The sequence below is a fragment of the Pseudomonas sp. NFPP12 genome (assembly GCF_900103205.1).
Lineage (GTDB): Bacteria > Pseudomonadota > Gammaproteobacteria > Pseudomonadales > Pseudomonadaceae > Aquipseudomonas > Aquipseudomonas protegens.
Window position 1 is genome coordinate 21,597 of record NZ_FMWW01000001.1, and the last position, 20,493, is coordinate 42,089.

At 63.7% G+C, this 20,493-nt stretch carries 16 protein-coding genes; 3 read left to right on the forward strand and 13 right to left on the reverse strand.

Features of this window, described 5'->3' with window-relative positions; translation table 11 throughout:
• Positions 1 to 3 precede the first annotated feature (3 nt).
• The 10 genes from gspF to BLS75_RS00195 all read right to left on the reverse strand — a co-directional run bounded on the left by gspF (position 4) and on the right by BLS75_RS00195 (position 14,309).
• Positions 4 to 1,221, reverse strand: coding sequence for a type II secretion system inner membrane protein GspF (gspF, locus tag BLS75_RS00150; RefSeq protein ID WP_072449894.1), 1,218 nt, complete (start codon positions 1,219 to 1,221; stop codon positions 4 to 6).
• 2 nt (positions 1,222 to 1,223) lie between these two features.
• Complete coding sequence (gene gspE / locus BLS75_RS00155) at positions 1,224 to 2,717, reverse strand: type II secretion system ATPase GspE (protein ID WP_072449895.1); 1,494 nt, start codon at positions 2,715 to 2,717, stop codon at positions 1,224 to 1,226.
• Positions 2,714 to 4,633, reverse strand: coding sequence for a type II secretion system secretin GspD (gspD, locus tag BLS75_RS00160; RefSeq protein ID WP_065364685.1), 1,920 nt, complete (start codon positions 4,631 to 4,633; stop codon positions 2,714 to 2,716). Before gspD ends, gspE begins: the two co-directional genes overlap by 4 nt.
• Positions 4,634 to 4,647: 14 nt before the next feature.
• The gene (locus BLS75_RS00165) at positions 4,648 to 5,181 is read right to left on the reverse strand and encodes a type II secretion system protein N (protein WP_065363300.1); all 534 of its coding nucleotides are present in this window, start codon (positions 5,179 to 5,181) and stop codon (positions 4,648 to 4,650) included.
• On the reverse strand, positions 5,178 to 5,684 hold the full coding sequence (locus BLS75_RS00170) for a cytochrome b (protein ID WP_072449896.1): 507 nt from the start codon (positions 5,682 to 5,684) through the stop codon (positions 5,178 to 5,180). The genes BLS75_RS00165 and BLS75_RS00170 overlap by 4 nt, the downstream gene beginning before the upstream one ends.
• 66 nt (positions 5,685 to 5,750) lie before the next feature.
• The gene (gbpA, locus tag BLS75_RS00175) at positions 5,751 to 7,271 is read right to left on the reverse strand and encodes an N-acetylglucosamine-binding protein GbpA (protein WP_072449897.1); all 1,521 of its coding nucleotides are present in this window, start codon (positions 7,269 to 7,271) and stop codon (positions 5,751 to 5,753) included.
• A 309-nt stretch (positions 7,272 to 7,580) separates the two neighbouring features.
• The gene (gene gbpA, locus BLS75_RS00180; RefSeq protein WP_072449898.1) at positions 7,581 to 9,110 is read right to left on the reverse strand and encodes an N-acetylglucosamine-binding protein GbpA; all 1,530 of its coding nucleotides are present in this window, start codon (positions 9,108 to 9,110) and stop codon (positions 7,581 to 7,583) included.
• A gap of 123 nt (positions 9,111 to 9,233) precedes the next feature.
• A complete protein-coding gene (locus BLS75_RS00185) occupies positions 9,234 to 12,890 on the reverse strand; it encodes an ATP-binding protein (protein WP_083533672.1) in 3,657 nt (1,218 codons plus the stop codon).
• Between the two features lie 35 nt (positions 12,891 to 12,925).
• Positions 12,926 to 13,567: a response regulator gene (locus tag BLS75_RS00190; protein WP_072449900.1), complete on the reverse strand. Its 642-nt coding sequence runs from the start codon at positions 13,565 to 13,567 to the stop codon at positions 12,926 to 12,928.
• A 304-nt stretch (positions 13,568 to 13,871) separates the two neighbouring features.
• Positions 13,872 to 14,309, reverse strand: a complete 438-nt coding sequence (locus BLS75_RS00195; protein WP_011062012.1) for an Lrp/AsnC family transcriptional regulator — start codon at positions 14,307 to 14,309, stop codon at positions 13,872 to 13,874.
• A gap of 132 nt (positions 14,310 to 14,441) precedes the next feature.
• On the opposite strand from BLS75_RS00195, the gene BLS75_RS00200 reads away from it, so the two are divergent.
• The 3 genes from BLS75_RS00200 (at position 14,442) to BLS75_RS00210 (ending at position 19,152) form a co-directional block, all read left to right on the forward strand.
• Positions 14,442 to 15,335, forward strand: coding sequence for a DMT family transporter (locus BLS75_RS00200; protein WP_072449901.1), 894 nt, complete (start codon positions 14,442 to 14,444; stop codon positions 15,333 to 15,335).
• A gap of 251 nt (positions 15,336 to 15,586) precedes the next feature.
• Positions 15,587 to 17,860 (forward strand): FdhF/YdeP family oxidoreductase, encoded by a 2,274-nt coding sequence (locus BLS75_RS00205; protein WP_072449902.1) that lies wholly within the window; start codon positions 15,587 to 15,589, stop codon positions 17,858 to 17,860.
• A gap of 317 nt (positions 17,861 to 18,177) precedes the next feature.
• On the forward strand, positions 18,178 to 19,152 hold the full coding sequence (locus BLS75_RS00210) for a Dyp-type peroxidase (RefSeq protein ID WP_015636148.1): 975 nt from the start codon (positions 18,178 to 18,180) through the stop codon (positions 19,150 to 19,152).
• 58 nt (positions 19,153 to 19,210) lie between these two features.
• Here BLS75_RS00210 and BLS75_RS00215 read toward each other — a convergent pair whose 3' ends face one another.
• The 3 genes from BLS75_RS00215 to cydB are packed head-to-tail and all read right to left on the reverse strand — an operon-like array spanning position 19,211 to position 20,493.
• Positions 19,211 to 19,366: a DUF2474 domain-containing protein gene (locus BLS75_RS00215; RefSeq protein ID WP_015636147.1), complete on the reverse strand. Its 156-nt coding sequence runs from the start codon at positions 19,364 to 19,366 to the stop codon at positions 19,211 to 19,213.
• Complete coding sequence (locus BLS75_RS32690) at positions 19,359 to 19,490, reverse strand: hypothetical protein (protein ID WP_015636146.1); 132 nt, start codon at positions 19,488 to 19,490, stop codon at positions 19,359 to 19,361. The genes BLS75_RS00215 and BLS75_RS32690 overlap by 8 nt, the downstream gene beginning before the upstream one ends.
• Complete coding sequence (cydB, locus tag BLS75_RS00220) at positions 19,477 to 20,493, reverse strand: cytochrome d ubiquinol oxidase subunit II (RefSeq protein ID WP_015636145.1); 1,017 nt, start codon at positions 20,491 to 20,493, stop codon at positions 19,477 to 19,479. Before cydB ends, BLS75_RS32690 begins: the two co-directional genes overlap by 14 nt.

Consider the following 20,493-nt stretch of genomic DNA (forward strand, 5'->3'; position numbering starts at 1 on the left):
CATTCAGGTGATCAGTTGGTTCAAGCTGAGGATCGGCATCAGGATCGCCAGGACGATGACCAGCACGGACGCGCCCATGAACACCAGCATGGCCGGCTCGAACAGGCCCACCAGCAGGGCGATGCGGTTGGCCAGCTGTGCTTCCTGCTGCTTGGATGCGCGTTCGAGCATGCTGTCCAGCTCACCGGAGCGTTCACCGCTGGCGATCATGTACAGCATCATCGGAGGGAAACTGCCGTTGAGCTCAAGCGCTCGGGTCAGGCTGATACCTTCGCGTACGCCACGGACTATGTCTTTCAGACCGGTACGAATTTTCTGATTGGCAACGACCTCACTGGCGATCGCCAGAGCGTCCAGCAGCGGCACGCCACTGCGCCCGAGAATCGCCAGGGTGCTGACGAAGCGCGTGCAGTTGCTGGCCCTGACCAGCCCGCCAATGATTGGCAGGCGCAGCACCAGCGCATGCCAGCGTTCACGGTTGGCCGGCTGCTTCAGGAGCATGCGCAGGGCCGTCACTGCGGCGCCGATCAGGATCAACAGCAACAGGCCGAAGTCCCGCAGGAAGCCGCTGGTGGCGATCAGCCCGCGGGTCAGCAACGGCAGCTCCTGGCCACTGTCGATGAATACCTTGATCACGTCCGGCACCACGAAGCCCAGGAGGAAGCCGACGATGCTGATGGCTGCCACCATGAGAATGCTTGGATAGAGCATGGCCAGATGGATCTGCTGGCGTGCGGCCTGGCTGGCTTCGGTGTAGTCGGCGAGGTTCATCAGCACCTGGTCCAGGTGCCCTGAATGTTCGCCGGCGGCCACCGTGGACCGGTACAGGTCGGGAAAGGCCTTGGGGTAGGCGGCCAAGGCCACGGCCAGGCTGTAGCCTTCGAGGACCCGAGCACGAAGCGCCAGCAGCATGCTTTTTACCCGCTGTTTTTCGCACTGTGCGGCCACGGCAGCGAGCACTTCCTCCAGGGGCAGCGAGGCTTGCACCAGGGTTGCCAGTTGCCGGGTCAGCAGCGCCAGCTCGGCGCTGCTGAGGCCGCCGCCAGCCCTCTTGACCTCGCCCAGGACGGTGCTGCGATGGCCCTGGCTGGTGGTGATTTTCAGAGCGATCAGCTGGCGTTCGCGCAGCATTTGGCGGGCCTGGCGCGGGCTGTCGGCCTCCAGTACGCCGTTGGATTTCTTGCCGGCGGCGCACATGGCCAGGTATTCGTAGGCGGCCATCTTCAGTCCCTCTGGGTAACCCGCAGCAACTCTTCAAGGCTGGTGAGCCCCTGTAGCACCATGACCTGGCCATCGTCGAACAGGCTTGGGCTGTGTTGCCGGGCGTGGCTGAGCAATTCATGTTCTCCGGCGCCGGTGTGGATCAACTGGCGTAGGACGTCGTCGAACAGCACCAGCTCGTAGATCCCGCGGCGGCCGCGATAGCCCGAGTGCTGGCAGTTCGGGCAACCCACTGGCCGGTACAGTTGTGGCGCGCTATCGGGGCCCACGCCCAACCGTTCGCAGGCGGCGGGATCGGCGTCATGGGGCTCCTTGCATTCGGGACACAAAAGACGTACCAGGCGCTGGGCCAGTACTCCCAGCAGCGACGTGCAAAGCAGGAACGGCTCGATGCCCATGTCCACCAGGCGGGTCACCGCGCCGATGGCGCTGTTGGTGTGCAGGGTCGAGAGCACCAGGTGCCCGGTGAGGGAAGCTTGCACGGCGATTTCCGCGGTCTCGCGGTCGCGGATTTCACCCACCATCACCACGTCCGGGTCCTGGCGCAGGATGGCCCGCAAGCCACGGGCGAAAGTCATGTCGACCTTGGCGTTGACCTGGGTCTGGCCAATACCGGTGAGGTGGTACTCCACCGGGTCCTCGATGGTCAGGATGTTGCGCTCCAGGCTGTTGAGGCTGGCCAGCCCGGCGTACAGCGTGGTGGTCTTGCCGGAGCCGGTGGGGCCGGTCACCAGGAGGATGCCGTGGGGTTTGTGCAGGGCGGTCTCCAGGCGCTGGCGTACCGCCGGGTTCATGCCCAGGTGCGCCAGGTCCAGGCGCCCGGCCTGTTTGTCGAGCAGGCGCATCACTACCCGCTCGCCGTGGCTGGAAGGCAGGGTCGAGACCCGGACATCCACTTCATGCCCGGCGATGCGCAAGGCAATGCGACCGTCCTGGGGGATGCGTTTCTCGGCGATGTCGAGCTTGGCCATGACCTTGATCCGTGACACCAGCAGGGTCGCCAGTTCACGCCGCGGGCGCAGCACTTCGCGCAGCAGGCCGTCGACCCGCAGGCGTACCGAAAGGTGTTCCTCGAACGCCTCCAGGTGCACGTCGGAGGCCTTGCTTTTGACCGCTTCGCTGAGGATCGCGTTGATCAGGCGAATGATCGGGGCGTCGTCTTCCTGCTCCATCAGGTCGGTGGTTTTCGGCAACTGCTCGGCGAGGCTGGAGAGGTCGAACTCTTCATCGAACTGTTCGCCCAGGCCGTCGGCCACTTGCTTGGCACCGTCCTGGCCGTCGCGGTAGTGGGCAGCCATGCGCTGGGCGAAGGCCTGTTCATCGAGGATTTCGCTGCGCAGCGGCGCACTGTTGAAGCGGCGGACCTCGGCGATCACCGACCAGGGGGTATTGGCGCGGCAATAGAGCACCGGGCCCTGGGCCTGGTGCTCCAGGACCACGCCGTGACGGCGGGCATAGGCGAACGCCAGGCGCGGGCTTGGGTTGGGACTGATCATGGCTGCGGTGCAATCCCTTGGGTACGCATGTCGATCAGGCCCTGGTCGCCGTCACTGTTGGCATCGAACAACTGATGCGGATTGTGCGGCAGCTGGCCGCGGGTCTTGCCATCCAGGGTGCGCAGGGAGCGCAGGTTGTTGTATTTCTGGGTGCTCAGCTTGTCGGCATTGGCCGTATTGCGCAGCAGGGTCGGACGCAGGAACACCATCAGGTTGGTCTTCTCGTTGACCTCCTTGCTGCTGCTGAACAGCTTGCCGAGCCAAGGGATATCACCGAGCAACGGCACCTTGCTCACCTGGACCTTGATGTTGTCCTTGATCAGGCCGCCAAGCACGATGATCTGCCCGTCGTTGGCCAGGATGGTGCTCTTGACCGAGCGCTTGTTGGTGATCACATCGCTGGTGCTGATGCCGGGTGGTGCCGCGGCCAGCTCGGAGCTTTCCTGTTCGACTTTAAGGCGCAGAAAGTTGCCTTCATTGATATGCGGAGTGACCTTGAGGGTGATCCCCACGTCCTTGCGCTCGACGGTGGTGAAGGGGTTGCTGGCCCCTGCGGTGTCGGTGGTGTAGGAGCCAGTCTGGAATGGCACGTTCTGGCCGACGAGAATTTCCGCCTGCTCATTGTCCAGGGTCAGCAGGCTCGGGGTGGACAGCAGATTGTTGTTGGAATCGCTGGACAGGGCGGTGATCAGCGCGCCGAAGTTGCTACTGCCGATGCCTATCACGGCTCCGTCCGGGAGGGTCGGGCTCTTGCCGCTCTCCAGGTTGCCCAGCAGGGTGCCGATAGTCATGCCGGCGCTGTTGAAGTTGCTGACGGCGCCCCATTTGCCCCGGCCTGCGGCCCACTGCACGCCGAGGGCCTGGTTGATGTCGCCACTGACTTCGACGATGGCCGCTTCCACCAGCACCTGGGCGCGGGGCTGGTCGAGTTCGTCGATGATGCTTTCGAAGGTCGCCAGTTGTGCCGGTGAGGCCATCAGCACCAGGGCATTCTGGCTTTCGTCGGCGCTCACCAGCACCGGGCTTTCCTGTCTCTGATTGTCGCCACCGCGGCTTCCCGCTTCCAGGCGCTTGCCGATCCCGCTGAGCAGTTCTTCGAGCTTCTTCGCATCGCTGTGATTGAGGCGTCGCACTCGGGCGTTCTCGCCGACATTGTTCGGTACGTCGAGGCTCAGGGCCAGGCGCTGCATCTGTTGGCGAATCGGTGCCGGGCCGACCAGGATCAGGCGGTTGCTGCGCGAATCGCCGATAGCCTTGGCGCTGCTCTGGCCACTGCTGTTATCGGTCAGGCTTTCGCTCAAGGTCTTGGCCACGTCGTTGGCCCAGGCATGCTTGAGCTGGAGAATGTTGAACTGACGCCCGCCGGCGTTATCCAGTTCACCGATTACCTGGCGCACGCGTTGCACGTTGTTGGCGCTGTCGGAAACGATCAATGAGTTGGATGTGGTGGAAGCTGCCATGTAGGCGTCGGAGGCGACCAGAGGGCGCACGGCGGAGACCACTTCGCTGGCGTTGACGCTGTGCAGTTCGATGACTTCGGTGATGAACTCTTCGCTGCCCTCGTCGGGTTGGGCATAGGCTTTGGTCTTGGCCTCGGCTACCGGCAGGATCAGCACCCGGTCGCCCTGGTCCATGGCCACGTAGCCCTGGCTGCGCAAGGCGGTGAGAAACAGCGAGTAAATGCCTTTCTGGTCCATGGCGGTGGTGGACTGGACCGTGACCTTACCGTTCAGGCGCGGGTCGAGGATCATGGTCTTGCCGGTGATCTGCCCGACCTCGTTGATCAGGTCGCGTAGTTCTGCGTCCTTCATGTTCAAGGTCCACTGTTGTCCCTGGGGAGGTTTTTCAGCGGCCTGGACGGGGCCGATCAAGGTGCTAAGGGCCAGTAGGGAGCCTGCAATGAATGTTCGTTTCATGATGTCTTGGGGGGTCACAAAGAGGGTTGAACGAGGTTGTGGGTTTCTGCCCGCACGGCAGTGCTTTGAGGCATCTCGGGGGCCATGGGCAACGGCATCAGCAGGGGAGTCGAGTGGTGGGCCAGAGACAGCGACTGGTCTTCGCCAAAGCGTTGTATGCGCACCTGTTGGGTGCTGATTTCGCGCAGGCTGCCACCTCCGGGAAGGGGCTCGCCAATGCCATAGAAACGGCTGCCCTCAGGGGATTCAATCAGCGCCCTGGACAGTTCCGGGCGACGTTCCACCAGGCTGGCCAGCAGCGTCAGCGGCACTCTTGGCAGGTTGCCGGTGGCTTCCTGGGGCAGCACACCGAACAGTTGGGCTATGGCCGCGTTGTTCGGCGGCAGGCGCGGCGGTTCGCTGACGGCCAGGGGGCCGGGGCGCACGGTCTCGTCCAGACGCTGGGCGAACAGGAAGCTGTTGTAGGCGAGCCAGCCCAGCCAGGTCACCAGCAACGACAACGCGCCGATCTGTAGAACGGCGCGTGGGCATCGGCGCAGGAGGTTCATAGGCTCATGTGCCGCAGGAGTTTTTCACCGCGCCAGTGATGGATCACCACCGCTGCCACATGCCCGGCCACCAGCAGCGCCAGCGCGACGCAGGCGTACTTGTGCACCCTATTGAAGAAGGTGGTGAGCAGCGGTTCCTGCAGCGGCTGGGGCAGTGACAGCAGGCCGAAGACATTGATCGGGCGTTCCATCATCAATACGCCAGTGGCCAGCACCAGGCCGGTCGTGAGGTAGAGCACCAGGTGTCCGCCCTTGGCCAGCAGGCGGGCGAGCCGATGGGGGGAGGCCGGTTCCTGGCGGTCCAGGGCACACACAACTCGCAGGCCAAGCAGCGGAATCAGCAGGAAGGTCAACGACACGTTGATGAAGTTGATCCCGTCGGCGATCACGGTGGGCAGGTCGAGCAGGGCGTTGCCGAAGCCACTGAGCGTCGCCCAGATGATGATGGTGGCGAAGGTCCAGTGCAGCAGCACATGAAGCCTGGAGTAATTGCGAGTAGACATAGGGGGCATGACTGGCAAAAGGAAGCGTGGCGCCAAGCGCCACGCTCGGGTTAACGAAGGTGTGGCTTAGTTCTTGTCCCACGCCTGCTGCCAGGCGAAACCTACGCCTGGTTCATAGGCGTTGTTACTGCTGGTCCAGATGGTGCACCAGCCGGCAACAGGGCCGGTCTTGCACTTGTAGGTGTTGCCATCTTTGGGCTGCAGCACCACTGTGCCAGCCTTGTAGGACTTCAGGCTTTGCGGGAACACGTGGTCGTACTGGCCTGGCTCGCCGCCGCCGTTTTCGGCTTTCAGGGCGAAGCTGGCGGTCTGTTGCAGCACTTCGCCTTTCTTGGAAGTAGCAACCACGACCAGGTCGTACTGACCGGCGCCCTGACCGGTGAGGGTCATGCTGAAATGCGGGTTGTTGCCGGCTGGAGCTTCCTGGAACAGGACGCTTTCACCTCTGGCGTTGAACACCGTGGCTTTCACTGTGTAGTCGCCGCCCTTGGCGATGGCGTTGAAGTGCAGGTCGACCTTGCCGTCCTTGAGGGTGTATACGGACCGCATGCCAGTGATGGACAGTTCGCCCGGCTTGGCAGCCTGCTCCTTGTCGATCATCACGTTGACGATGTCGCTGCCTTTCTTGACCAGGATGTCGTTCTTGCCGAAGTTGGGTAGCACTTCGTCCTTGTCGTTGAGCAGGCCCATCTGGTAGCCCTGCTTGGCAGCGTTGACCTTCTTGGCCAGTTCGTGAGGCCAGACGTCGGCCTTGGCCAGTTCGGCGGAGCTGATTTGCAGCACGATCTGCTTGGCGGCCTGTTCGCCCTGGGCATTGAACACCCGGGTCTTGACCTTGTCGCCGATGCTCAAGGCTTCCGGGTTGACCTGGCCGACAGTGGTCCAGCCCGAAGGAACGACTGCACCGTTGTCGATGTTCAGGTCGACCACCTGATAGAAGGTGGCGTCGGTGTCGTGGACTTTCCAGGTCGCCAGCACGACGTGGTAGCCGCTGCGGTCGGACGGAATGTTCACGGTGTGCTTGGTGGTCTCTCCAGCTTTCGCCGGAACGTTGAGGGCTGGCCATGGCTCATCCAGCAGTGGGGTGCTTTCGAAGGAATCACGGGTCAGTGGCTGGTTGGGGTTCCAGTCTTTCTTGGTGATGTAGAACTGCCAGTAGCGGGTGGCGTGGGGAGCGGCGTACTTCCAGGCGAAGGTCTGCGGGCCTGGCTTGATGGTATTTTTGGTCCAGCGAGTACTGCTTTGTTCGTTGATCGCGGAGAAACGATCCAGGCCGCCGGCAGGAATGGTGCCGTTGGCCGGGCCGCACTTGGTGAAGTCACCGGTACAGGCCTGGGCGGCGCTTGGGAAGTGCGAGAAGCCGCCTTCGAACTTGCGGCCGATGTACTCGGTGCTCTGTGGCTCGTAAGCCACCGCTGCGCAGTTGCTGTTCTGGTTCAGGCCTTTCTCGTTGCACATGTAGGCACGGGATTTAGGGCTCTCGATGTAGCCGTGAGCGCAAGCTTGCTGAGCAGCAACGCCGGCAACGCTCATGGCCAGCACCAGAGGCAGCTTGAGGAACGAGCGAACTCGGTTGGCTTTGATCATTGTTAGATCCTTGAGCAGATAGAAGGAAATGCAGGAGTTCTCGGGGGCGCCACTGGGGACCGATCTGAGGGGGCGGTTGGCATCCGTGCCAGCGCTGCCGTGGGAACAATCACAGGCTACGCGGCAGGGGCTGGGAGGGGACATGGGACGAGTACGAGAGTCGCCAGCCAGCACTGTTGGGCAGCAAGGGCCGGACGTTATCGGGCGTTTTCGCGCGCTTGCCAGCACTGGTACGGAGCGTGCGTTGTACGCAGAAAAAGCGTGGCATTCACATGCCACGCTCCAAGGTGAAACCTTCACCAATGATGGTTACTGGCGATCCCAGGCCATGGTCCAGTGACTACCGGTACCTGGCTCGTAATGCGTCGCTCCGGCCTTCCACTGCACGCAGTAGCCGCTGTAGGGGAAGGGCTTGCACTTGTAGGTATTGCCGTCCTTGGGTTGCAGCACCAGGGTGCCGGCCTTGTAGGTGCTCAAGCCTTGGGGGAAGACGTGATCGTACTTGCCGCCTCCCTCACCGCCACCGCCGCTTTCCTCCTGTTTCAGGGAGAAGCTGGCAGTCTGCTGCAGCACTTCGCCTTTCTTCGACGTGGCTACCACGACCAGGTCGTATTTGCCGGCGCTCTGACCGGTCAGCGTCATGGAGAAGTGCGGGGTATTGCCGGCCGGAGCCTGTTGGAACGCCACGCTTTCACCCTTGGCGTTGTACACCGTGGCTTTTACGGTGTAGTCGCCGCCCTTGGCGATGGCGTTGAAGTGCAGGTCGACCTTGCCGTCCTTGAGGGTGTATTCGGACTGCATGCCAGTGATGGACAGTTCGCCCGGCTTGGCAGCCTGCTCCTTGTCGATCATCACGTTGACGATGTCGCTGCCTTTCTTGACCAGGATGTCGTTCTTGCCGAAGTTGGGTAGCACTTCGTCCTTGTCGTTGAGCAGGCCCATCTGGTAGCCCTGCTTGGCAGCGTTGACCTTCTTGGCCAGTTCGTGCGGCCAGACGTCGGCCTTGGCCAGTTCGGCGGAGCTGATTTGCAGCACGATCTGCTTGGCGGCCTGTTCGCCCTGGGCATTGAACACCCGGGTCTTGACCTTGTCGCCGATGCTCAAGGCTTCAGGCTGGACTGCGCCGACAGTGGTCCAGGTCGACGGAATGGTGGCGCCATTGTCGATGTTCAGGTCGACCACCTGATAGAAAGTGGCGTCGGTGTCGTGGACTTTCCAGGTCGCCAGCAGCACGTGGTAACCGCTGCGGTCGGACGGGATGTTCACGGTGTGCCTGGTCTTGCCGCCCGCCGCGGTCGGGGCGTTCAGGGCTGGCCATGGCTCGTCCAGCAGAGGTGTGCTTTCGAACGAATCACGGGTCAGTGGCTGGTTCGGGTTCCAGTTTTTCTTGGTGATGTAGAACTGCCAGTAGCGGGTGGAGTGGGCCGCCGTGTAGTGCCAGGTAAAGGTCTGCGGGCCCGGCTTGATGGTGTTCTTGCTCCAGCGCGTGGCGGTCTGCTCGTTGAGCTCCGAGAAACGCGCCAGGCCGCCGGCAGGGATGGTGCCGTTGGCCGGGCCGCACTTGGTGAAGTCCCCAGTGCAGGCCTGGGCGCTGCTTGGGAAGTGCGAGATGGACCCTTCCCCCGGGCGGCCGATGTACTCGGTGCTTTGTGGCTCATAGGTCACGGCGCCGCAGTTGGCGTTGAGCTTGCCACCATTGGTATGGCACATGAAGGCGCGGGATTTCGGGCTCTCGATATAACCGTGAGCGCTGGCTTGTTGAGCCGCGAGCGCAGCCATGCCGATGGCCATGGCCAGCGGAAGCTTGAGGAATGAACGGGCTCGGTGCAACGTGATCATCGATTGATCCTTAGTTGGGAATTATTGGATTCAACACGCGATCGTGGGGAAGGATGTGCAGCTGGCACCCCTGTCTTGCGCCCCCCGAAAGCAAGCGCAAGGGTAGGAAGGGCGGGCGCCACTTCACATGGGACAAGTACGAGAGTCAGTCAGCGGCGCGCGAGCAATGCCCCTGGACCAGGGCCTGAGGGGCTGGCGCAGGGCCGCCAGGTCGGCCTTGGCCTGTTCGAAGATGCGCTCCATGCTGTGCAACAGCTCGGCCTGGCAACGGCGGACTGCCTGTGGCTGGTGCACGTTGACCTGGCGCAGGGCCTGGCAGGCCGCGGCCATTTCGCTGGCATCGATCAGGCAGGCCACGCCTGTCAGGCGGTGGCTCAGGTCGCCGATGGTCTCCGTCATGACGGCCAGGTCGGTGTCGCGTATCTGCTGGATCTCTTGCTGCAGGTTTTTGGTCAGCTCAAGGAGAATGCGCCGGCGCAGGATCGAACTGTTCCGGCCTGCTTCATCCAGGTGGTCGAGGCTGAAGGCGCGAATATCCCGAGGCTCTTCCTCGACCGGCGCGTAGTTGTTCAGGACTTCCTGCAGGCGTGCCAGGGTTACCGGCTTGATCATCAGGTCGTTCATCCCGGCGTTGGAGCACTGGGTGGCTTCATTGCTCAGGGCACTGGCGGTGTAGCCGATGATCAGCCGCTGGGGCAGCCCCAGGCGCCGTTCATCCTGGCGCACGGTGCGAGCCAGGGCGTAGCCATCCATGCCCGGCATGTTGCAGTCGCTGATCAGCACGTCGTAGGTGGATTCGCTCAGGGCCAGCAAGGCCTGTTCGCCGCTGCACACATGTTCTGCCTGATGCCCCAGGCGACCCAGTTGCAGAGTCAGCACCAGGCCGTTGGTCGACACATCGTCCACCACCAGGACTCGCAGGGCCTTGGCCTCCTGCTGGTCAGGCACCAGGGGCTCGTCCACTGGCCCGGGGGCCAATTGCCAGCTCAGGGGCAGTTCCACACTCACGCAGCAGCCCTGGCCGGGCTGGCTTTCCAGCCAGATATGCCCATCCATCAACTGGGTCAACTGATTGCAGATGCTCAGGCCCAGCCCCGAGCCACCGTAGAGGTGGGCGGTGCGCGCGCTGGCCTGGCGATAGGGTTCGAAGATCTGTGGCTGCAAGGCCAGGGGAATGCCGATACCGGTATCGCTGACGCTCAGGGTCAGCAGGCTGACGCCTTCGCGCAGGACACTTTCGCTGACTCGGACATGGATGCCGCCCTGGTCGGTGAACTTCAGTGCATTGCTGATCAGGTTGTGGAAGATCTGCTGCACGCGCAGCGAGTCGACCCAGTACAGGCGCTGGCGGTCGGCATGGTAGTCGAAGTGCAGTTGCAGGTTTTTCTCCCGCGCCTGGGCGGCAAACAGGCCGAGGCTGTTGGTCAGCAACGGCTCCAGCGCGGTAGGGTGCGCCGCCAGCTGCATCAGGCCGCTCTCGATCTTGTCCAGGTCGAGGATGTTGCCGATCAGGTCGATCATCGAAGTCGCCGATTGTTGGGCCACCCGCAGGTTGTGCGATGGCAAGGTGCGGCTGCTGGTTTCCAGCTCCAGCAGGCCCACCAGAGCGTTGAGCGGAGTGCGCAGCTCGTGGCTCATGGACGCCAGGAATTCGCTCTTGGCCGCGCTGGCCTTGAGTGCCACCTGCTTGGCTTCGCGCAACTTGATTTCCAGGTGTTTGCGCTCGGAGATGTCCAGCCAGCCGCCGAGCAGTCCCTGTAGCAGGCCCCGGGCACTGTAGAAGGGGACCAGCCATTGGTACAGGTAATGTTGTTCACCCTTGATCACCAGGCTGGTGTCGAGAAAGCGCGGCCGGTGGTTGTGCAGCAGTTGTTGGTGCTCGTCCTGCAGGACCTGGGCGAACTCCGCTGGCATGTTCAGTTGTTCGGTGGGCAGGCAGCCCTCCACCTGTTCCTGGGAGGTGCTGAAGAACTCCTCGTAGGCGCGGTTGCAGGTGCTCAGGCGACCATGCAGGTCGCAGACGTAGAGTGGCGTCGGCAGACCGTTGAGCAGGGAGAACTGGAATGCCAGCTTGTCCTGCAGCCGGGTCTGGGCGCAGATCCGTTCCTTGACCTGGATCTTCAGCCGCCAGTTCCACACCAGGAACAGGGCGAAGATCACCAGAGCCCCGACGCCGACGTGCCAGGCCTGGTCTGCGGCCCATTCCCAGAAATTGTCCCGGGGGCGTTCGGCCACCACCTGGATATCACTCAGCGGTGCGCGGGACAACGAGTCCAGCAGCTTGTCGAGGATACCCAGCAACTCGCCGGAGCCTTGGGCCACGGCGAACTGGTGGGGGCTGGGCGTGGCCTTGATCGACAGGCCGTATTGCAGGCCTGGGCCAGGCTGCATCGGGTCGCTAGCGGGGCTGTCCAGGGTCGCGTCGGCCCGACGCAGGCGCACCAGGTCAAGGGCCTGTTGGAAGTTGTCGGTAAGCATCAGTTGGATCTGCGGATAGCGCAGGCGCAAGTGTTCAAGCAGCGGGTGCTGGCGCGGCAGCGAAAGGGTGTGCCCCTCCATGGCCTCCAGGGAACTGGGGGAACTGTCTCCGTTGCGGATGATGAAGGCCCAGTTGCGGGTGACATAGGGCTGGCTGAAACGTATCCCGCGGGAGCCGTCGGCAATCGCCAGCGGGCGGGTGGCCAGGTCGACGTGGCCTCTGGTCAGTTGCTCCAGGTCGTGGGACCGGGACTGGCTCGACTCGATGTTCAGTTCCAGGCGAAAGGCATCGGCGAGGGTCTGCAGCAGCTCGACGCTGCGACCGGACCAGCGCCCGTCGCTGGTGCGATACAGGTACGGCGGCGCTTCATGGGCCAGCAAGTTGATTTGCCCGTGGTCCTGTAACCACCCCAGTTCCTGGGGGCTGAGCATGAACGTGTCGATCGGGGAATAGGGGAACGGCCCGTGGCTGGCCTGCTGTTGGAGCTTGAGCTTCTGGGCCTCGGGAATGCTCTGCAGCGCATGGTTGAGCAGGGTCAGCAGGGTGAGTTCATCGCGGCGCACGGCGAAGGCGAAGCCGGTGTCGGGCAGTTGTGCGGAAAACTTGTTGTGCAGAGCCAGGTCCGTACGTGCCTGGAGGTACAAGTCGGAGCGGAACTGGTCGCCGATGAAGGCGTCCGCTTCGCCCCGGGCCAACTGCTCGAAGGCCAGCGCCGTGGTACTGACCTCGCGCAGTATGCTCAGGGGGTAGGCCTTGCGGACCCGATTGCTGTCCAGGTAGTTCTTTAGCACCAGCACCTGCTTGCCTCGCAGGTCCAGGGGCAGGCTGCGGTCACTGGAGCGGCCGACAATGATGGGCTGGTTGCGCAAATAGGGCAGGCTCAGGCGCAGCTCCGGATTGGCTGCTTCAAAATCGCTGGCCCTTGGCAGCAGATCGATCCGCTGCTCCAGCAGCGCATCCACCGCCGCCTGGGGTGAAGGCAGCTCGACGTTTTCGAAGTGCAGGTCCAGTTGTTCGCCGATGAGTTGCAGGTACTGGTCGGAGATGGCCTTCAAGACCTGATTGCCGGCGCTCTCCATGGGCCGATCCGGCGGTACGATCCGCGCCACCTTGAGGCGCTTGCGCGGCAGGCTGTCGCGCAGCTGCAACAGTCTGTTCAGCGGCAGGTTGTTGTCCCGGGCGGCTGGCGGCAGGTTGTCGGCGTGGGCTGTGGCCAGGGTTGGCAGGCTGGCCAGCGGGATGAGCAGCAGGCAAAAGCGCTGCATCCTCCGGCGCACGAAGGAAAGCGAAAAGAGATACATAGAGGGGGGACTCCGGGATGTGCCGCGCTTGCAGCTCAGGAAAGGCCGTGCTCCTGGATGTACAGGAACAGGCTGGCAGAGGTGTCCAGGCCGAGCTTGCGCATGGCGCTGCTTTTTTGCGTGCTGATGGTCTGCTTGCTCCGGCACAGATGCAGGGCAATGGCACCGATGCTCATGCCGGTGCCGTACAGGCGTAGCACTTCGACTTCCCGGGCCGAGAGTTGCTCCGGTTGCAGCAACGGCTTGCCGTGCAACGCGGCGCTGGAATCCAGCAGGTGCTGGATCGACGCGGAGACGAAAGGCGCACGCGGGCTGGCCGCCACGGCCTTGGGCAGGTCGTTGAGCAGGCCGCGCTTGCTCACCAGGCCCTGGATGCCCAGCTTGAGCACGCTGTTGATCAGCGCCGGGTTGTCGAGCATGGTGACCACCACGATCGCCAGCTGCGGGTACAGCGTGCGCAAGCGGCGGATCAGGCGGATACCGTCCACCTGCTCGCCGCCGGGCATCATCAGATCCGTCAACAGCAGGTCGCAGGGGTGACGCTGCAGGTTCTCCAGCAGGGCTTCAACACTGTGGGCCTGGGCGACCACGTCCAGGTTGGCACGGTTCTCCAGCAGGGTGTGTATCCCAATCAGGGTCAGGGGATGGTCATCGGCTATCTGGACGCGGATCGACATCGTTTTTCGCTACTCGTTTTTTCGACAGGCATGAGCAACCAGCAAAGCACCGGCTTCCTTTGGTTGGAGTAGGCATTTTGCTAGTGGGCTAGTCAGAGGTTTCGCAGGGTATCACTGAAATTGACGTCAAAAAGCTGCTGAAGCGCTTTTAAGAATCGTCTTATGTTTGCTAAGAAATGTCTGTAAATCTGTAGGATACGTAGCCTATTTTTAGTGTGAAACGCCTCTAGAACGGGCTCTCAGCGGTGCTTTTCTGCCTCGTTTCTGGCGTTTTTCAATCCTGAAGGCGCTTTCGGGATGGGGCTCATTCCAGAGGCGGCAGGCGCCGTTTGATCGGCGATTTCTTGACAATCGCGGTGTTGGTTTCGGCGTAGTGATTGAGGTGGTCCAGCAGGCTGTCCAGTTGTTCCATGGAGCGCACCTGGAGACGGGCAATGAAGCAGTCGTCGCCGGTGACCTTGTCGCATTCGGTGAACTCGGCAATCGCGAGGATCTGCCGTTCGACCTCCTGCAACTTGCCCGGCAAGGGGCGGATGCGGACGATGGCCTGCAACTGGTAACCGAGAAACCTGGGGTCGATCTCCAGGGTATAGGCGCTGATCACGCCGCGTTCTTCCAGCCGGCGCAAGCGTTCCGAGACGCTGGGGGCGGACAGCCCGCTGATCTGCGCCAGAGCTTTGAGGGAGCGTCGCGAGTCTTGCATCAGGGCGCTGATCAGGGTTTGGTCGATGGCATCCAGCATGGCGATCTCGTTAGGTGAATGGGCTCTTTGGCCTTGATAAAAAAGGTCTGAATCGATTCTAGCCCAGGTTTTGATCTGGCGATGGGCTCTGCTGGCTGGGCATAATTTGCCCACTTGCAAAGGAGCCTGATGATGGATGCACAAACCCGACGCGGATCATTGGAAATGACCGCTGCCATGCTGATTTCCGGAACCATTGGCTGGTTCGTCCTGGTGTCCGGGCAACCGGTGCTGGATGTGGTGTTCTGGCGGTGCCTGTTCGGCGCCGGGACCTTGCTGCTGATTTGTGGAGCTTTCGGCTTTTTGCGTAAGAATATTCTGAGCAAGCGCACCTTGATCCTCGCGGTGCTCAGTGGCGTGGCCATTGTCGGCAACTGGGTGCTGCTGTTCGGCTCCTACTCCCGGGCTTCGATCGCCATCGGCACCGCGGTGTACAACGTTCAGCCGTTCATCCTGGTGGCCCTCGGGGCGTTGTTCCTGGGAGAAAAGATCACCCCGCAGAAGCTGTTCTGGCTGGGCCTGTCGTTCGCCGGAATGCTGGCCATCGTCAGTGCCCACGGCAGCCAGGGCGAGGAGGGTGGCGACTACCTGTTGGGCATTGCCCTGGCCCTGGGCGCGGCGGCCCTGTACGCCTTTGCCGCGCTGCTGATCAAGCGCCTGAGCGGCACGCCGCCGCACTTGATCGCCCTGATCCAGGTCTGCACCGGGGTGCTGTTGCTGGCGCCCTGGGCCAACCTTGGCGCGCCACCCCAGCAGGCCAGCGCCTGGGCCAGCCTGCTGACCCTGGGCATTCTCCATACCGGGGTGATGTACGTGCTGCTGTACGGGGCGATCCAGAAACTGCCGACGGCCCTGACCGGCGCCTTGTCGTTCATCTACCCGATTGCGGCGATCCTGGTCGACTGGGTGGCCTTCGGGCACCGCCTGGGGCTGCTGCAATGGGTGGGCGTGGGGGCGATCCTGCTGGCCGCGGCCGGCATGCAGCAGGGCTGGACCCTCAAGCGCCGGCGCAGCGTTTTGCAGTAGGCGCTACAGGTTCTGGCGGGGGCCTGCAATAGGCTCCCCCGGGCCTGACCGGGGCCCTGGCATGGGCCCTGTACCGGTCGGCGCCTGGCCTTGACAGGCCAACCCGCAGGGCTAGATTTTACCCTGCGCTGAGGCTTTTCCAGCGCGCTTGCCCCCCGATCCAGGCCCCTGGGCATCCTGCCCTGGCGCGCCTCGGTCACCCGCAACCACCGGTTCGCGTCGTGCAGCGCCGGGCCGGCCCTGGAGCGCTCATGAGTACTCGACGCAAGGTTCCCGGAATCCGCAACTACGATGGTCCCGCCGGTGGTTGGGGCGCGCTCAAGGCCACTGCGACCGCGGTGCGCGAGCAGATGGACACCCTCAAGGCGCCGCTGACCCTGATGCGCACCAACCAGCCCGACGGCTTCGACTGCCCGGGCTGCGCCTGGCCGGACAAGGAGCACAAGTCGACCTTCCAGTTCTGTGAAAACGGCGCCAAGGCGGTGACCTGGGAGGCCACCAACAAGCGGGTAACCCCGGCGTTCTTCGCCCAGCATCCGGTGACCTCATTGCTGCAGCGTTCGGACTACGAACTCGAAGACCTCGGGCGCCTGACCGAGCCCCTGGTCTACGACCGCGCCAGTGACACCTTCAAGCCTGTGGCATGGCAGGACGCCTTTGCCCGCATCGGCGAGATCCTGCGCAGCCTGCAACCCGAGCAGGTGGAGTTCTACACCTCCGGCCGCGCGTCCAACGAAGCGGCCTACCTGTACCAGCTGTTCGCCCGGGAATACGGCTGCAACAACTTTCCCGACTGCTCGAACATGTGCCACGAGCCCACCAGCGTCGGCCTGCCGCGGTCCATTGGCATCGGCAAGGGCACGGTGTCGCTGGAGGACTTCGACCTCTGCGAGCTGATCATCTCCATTGGCCACAACCCCGGCACCAACCACCCGCGGATGATGGGCACCCTGCATGAAGCTTCGCGGCGCAAGGTGCCGATCATGGTCTTCAACCCTTTGCGCGAGCGCGCCCTGGAGCGTTTCGCCGACCCGCAGAACATGGTGGAGATGGCCACCTACGGCTCCACCCGCATCGCCTCGTCGTACTTCCAGGTCAAGGCCGGCGGCGACGCGGCGGCGATCAAGGGCATCATGAAGGCGCTGCTGGCCCTGGAGGACAGCCTGGGGCAAGTCCTGGACCAGGCATTCATCGCCGAGCACACCCAGGGCTTCGAGGCCCTGGCGGCGGACCTGCATGCCACCGCCTGGGCAGACATCGAGCAGGCCAGCGGCCTGCACCAGGCGGACCTGGAAATGGTCGCCGCGGCCTATGCCAAGTCCAACGCCACCATCGTCACCTACGGCATGGGCATCACCCAGCACAACGAAGGCACGGCCAATGTCCGGCTGATCTGCGACCTGCTGATGCTGAGGGGCAACCTGGGCAAGCCGGGGGCGGGGATCTGCCCGTTGCGCGGCCACTCCAACGTGCAGGGCAACCGCACCGTGGGCATTACCGAGAAGCCTTCCCCGGCCTTTCTCGACAAGCTGCAGCAGACCTTCGGCTTCACCCCGCCGGCGCATCACGGCCACGATGCGGTGCAAGCCATGCAGGCGATGATCGCCGGCAGCGCCAAGGCCCTGCTGTGCCTGGGGGGCAACTTTGCCGTGGCCCTGCCGGACCCGGGCCAGTGCTTCCCGGCCATGGGCAAGCTGGACCTGAGCGTGCACATCGCCACCAAGCTCAACCGCAGCCACCTGCTGGTGGCCCGGGAAACCTTCCTCTTTCCCTGCCTGGGCCGTACCGAGCTGGATATGCAGGACGGCCTGCGTCAGGCGATCACCGTCGAAGACTCGATGTCCATGGTGCATGCCTCGGCCGGCAAGCTGGCGCCGGCCTCCGAGTTTTTGCTGTCGGAGCCGGCGATCGTCGCCGGCATGGCCAAGGCCACCCTGCCGGGCAGCCGCGTGCCCTGGCTGGAGCTGGTGGCCGACTACGACAAGATCCGCGACCTGATCGAACGGACCGTGCCCGGCTTTGACGACTACAACGCCCGCATTCGCGTGCCGGGTGGTTTCCGCATGCCCCTGGCGGCAGCCGAGCGGCAGTGGCTGACGCCCTCGGGCAAGGCCGAATTCTTCGTCTTTCCCGGGCTGCATGAGGACAAGGAAGTGGACGGCGCCGATGTGCTGCGGCTGATCACCCTGCGCAGCCACGACCAGTACAACACCACCATCTACGCCCTGGACGACCGCTATCGCGGGGTGTTCGGCCGCCGCGACGTACTGTTCATCAGCCCGGCGGACCTGGCCGCCCGGGGCCTGGCCCATGGCGACCTGGTGGACATCGAAACGGTGATCGGCGGGCGCCGGCTGCGCTACGAGAAGATCACCGCCATCGAATACAAGATCGCCAATGGCACGGTGGGCGCCTACTACCCCGAAGCCAACCGCCTGGTGCCCCTGGACTACCTGGACGTGGACAGCGGCACGCCGTCCTACAAATCGGTGCCGGTGCGAGTGTTGCGCTCAAGCCCCACTTGAACGGAGCCACAGCGTCACAGCGCCTCGCGACTCGTGCAGCCGCTGCCGCAGGGTCGCGTAGCGGCCGCGGCGATCCGGAAAACGCTGATGCCCGGCGGTAGATCGCCAAGCAAGGCCCTGCGGTCCTTTGCGCAGCCTCGCAGGCTCGGCAGCGGCTACAGGGTCGTGCGCTGTGCGAGGCCAGAGATGCTTGATGGCCCGGGGATTTGGTGAATGGGAAGGCGGCGCCTTCCAGGGGGAGCAATCTCCCTTGCCACGGTCACAATCTGCTATTTTCCTGTCGGTGATTTTTCCGACCGCAGCCTGTGGAACCCATAATGACCCAGCCGTCCTCCCTGGCCGAGCGCAAGCCCGAGCCCCAAGCCATCTGCAATCCCATCACCCGTAGCGCGATCTTCATCGTCGCCACCCTGGCGCCCGGCGCCGCTGCCGCGCAAACCGTGCGCGACTGGTGCGCCGATATCGCCGCCTTGACCCGTTCGGTGGGCAAGCGCGTCCCGGGGGGCAATCTGTCCTGTGTCTGCGGTTTTGGCTCCAGCGCCTGGGACCGCCTGTTCGGCGGCCCGCGCCCGGCGTCGCTGCACCCGTTCATCGAGGTGGGCGTGGAGGGGCGCCGCGCGCCATCGACTCCCGGCGACCTGCTGCTGCACATCCGTGCCGAACAGATGGACCTGTGCTTCGAGTTGGCCACGCAGTTGCTCAAGCCCCTGGGGGATTCGATCAAGGTGGTGGACGAGGTCCAGGGCTTCCGCTATTTCGACATGCGCAGCATGGTCGGCTTCGTCGACGGCACCGAGAACCCGGAAGGCCGCGAGGCGGTGGATTTCACCCTGGTGGGGGACGAGGACCCGCAGTTCTGCAATGGCAGCTACGTGCTGGTGCAGAAGTACCTGCACAACATGACCGCCTGGAACGAACTGACGGTGGAGGCCCAGGAACGCATCATCGGCCGCACCAAACTGTCGGATATCGAACTCGACGATGCAGTGAAACCCAGCTGCTCACACAGCTCCTTGACCACCCTGGAAGAGAACGGCGAGGAGGTGAAGATCCTGCGCGACAACATGCCGTTCGGCCGCCCGGGCGCCGGGGAATTCGGCACCTATTTCATCGGCTACGCCCGCTCGCCACGGCCGGTGGAGCAGATGCTGGAGAACATGTTCGTCGGCCGCCCTGCAGGCAACTACGATCGCCTGCTGGACTTCAGCACCGCGGTCACCGGCGGGCTGTTCTTCGTGCCCTCCGCCGACCTGTTGGAAGACCTGGCCGAGCGCGCGCCCACCGGCCTGTAGGCGCAAAAAAAACCGGCCCGCTATTGCGGGCCGGGGTTGCAGGCGTTATCGCCCCTGCTCAGTGGCTGTGCATGCCGGCGGCTTGCATCAGCAGCCGCAACACGCCGGCCACCAGCCCCAGGCCCACCACACTGGCCAGCCAGATACCCCCCATCCACAGCAACCGCTGCCAGGTGGATGCCGGCCGTGGCGGCCGCGTCGATAGCCTATCCATGCGCCAGCTCCAGCATCAGTGCGCCGCTGCAGGCGAGCATCAGCAGTGCGCCGATGAACAGCAGGCTCAGTTGCGCCACAGCCTTGTGCCAGGGCAGGGGTGTTGCTCGATCAATGGTAGCCATCGCCAATCCTCACTTTGCCGCGGAACACGTAGTAGCTCCAGCAGGTGTACATCAGGATGACCGGCAGGATGAACAGGGTGCCGATCAGGATGAACAGCTGGCTGGACAGCGGTGAAGCCGCCTCCCACAGGCTGATGGACGGCGGCACTATGTTCGGCCAGATGCTGAACGCCAGGCCGATGTAGCCGAGGAACACCAGCACCAGGGTGAACACGAACGGCCAGTGGGAATGGTGCTGGCGCAAAGTGCCCAGGAGCCCGCACAGTGCCGCCAGCCCCAGCACCAGCAGCGCACCGAAGATCACGATATGGGCATGGCTGAACCAGCGGTTGGCGATCTCCGGGTGCAGCAGCGCGGTCCACACGCAGAGCACCGCCACCACCGCGGTCAGCGCGAACGCCAGGGGCCGGGTGTAGTGGCGCATGCGCGCTTCCAGCATGCCTTCGGTCTTGACCAGCAGCCAGGTGCTGCCCAGCAGCGCATAGGCCACGATCAGCCCCAGGCCGCAGAACAGCGGGAAGGGCGCCAGCCAGTCCAGGGTGCCGCCGGCGAACTGCCGATCGACCACCGGGATGCCGCTGATATAGGTGCCGATCACGATGCCCTGGCACAGGGTCGCCAGCAGTGAGCCGCCGATGAACGCCCAATCCCAGATGTGCCGTTTCTCGGGGCTGGCCTTGAAGCGGAACTCGAAGGCCACGCCGCGGAAGATCAGCCCTGCGAGCATGAAGATCAGCGGCAGGTACAGGGCCTCCAGGATCACCGAATAGGCCAGGGGAAAGGCGCCGTACAGCGCCGCGCCACCGAGGATCAGCCAGGTCTCGTTACCGTCCCACACCGGGGCCACGGTGTTCATCATCACGTCCCGCTCCCGGGCATCGGGGATCAGCGGAAAGAGGATCCCCAGCCCCAGGTCGAAGCCGTCCATGATCACGTACATCATCACCCCGAAGGCGATGATCACGCCCCAGATCAATGACAGGTCTATGCCTTGAATCGTCAT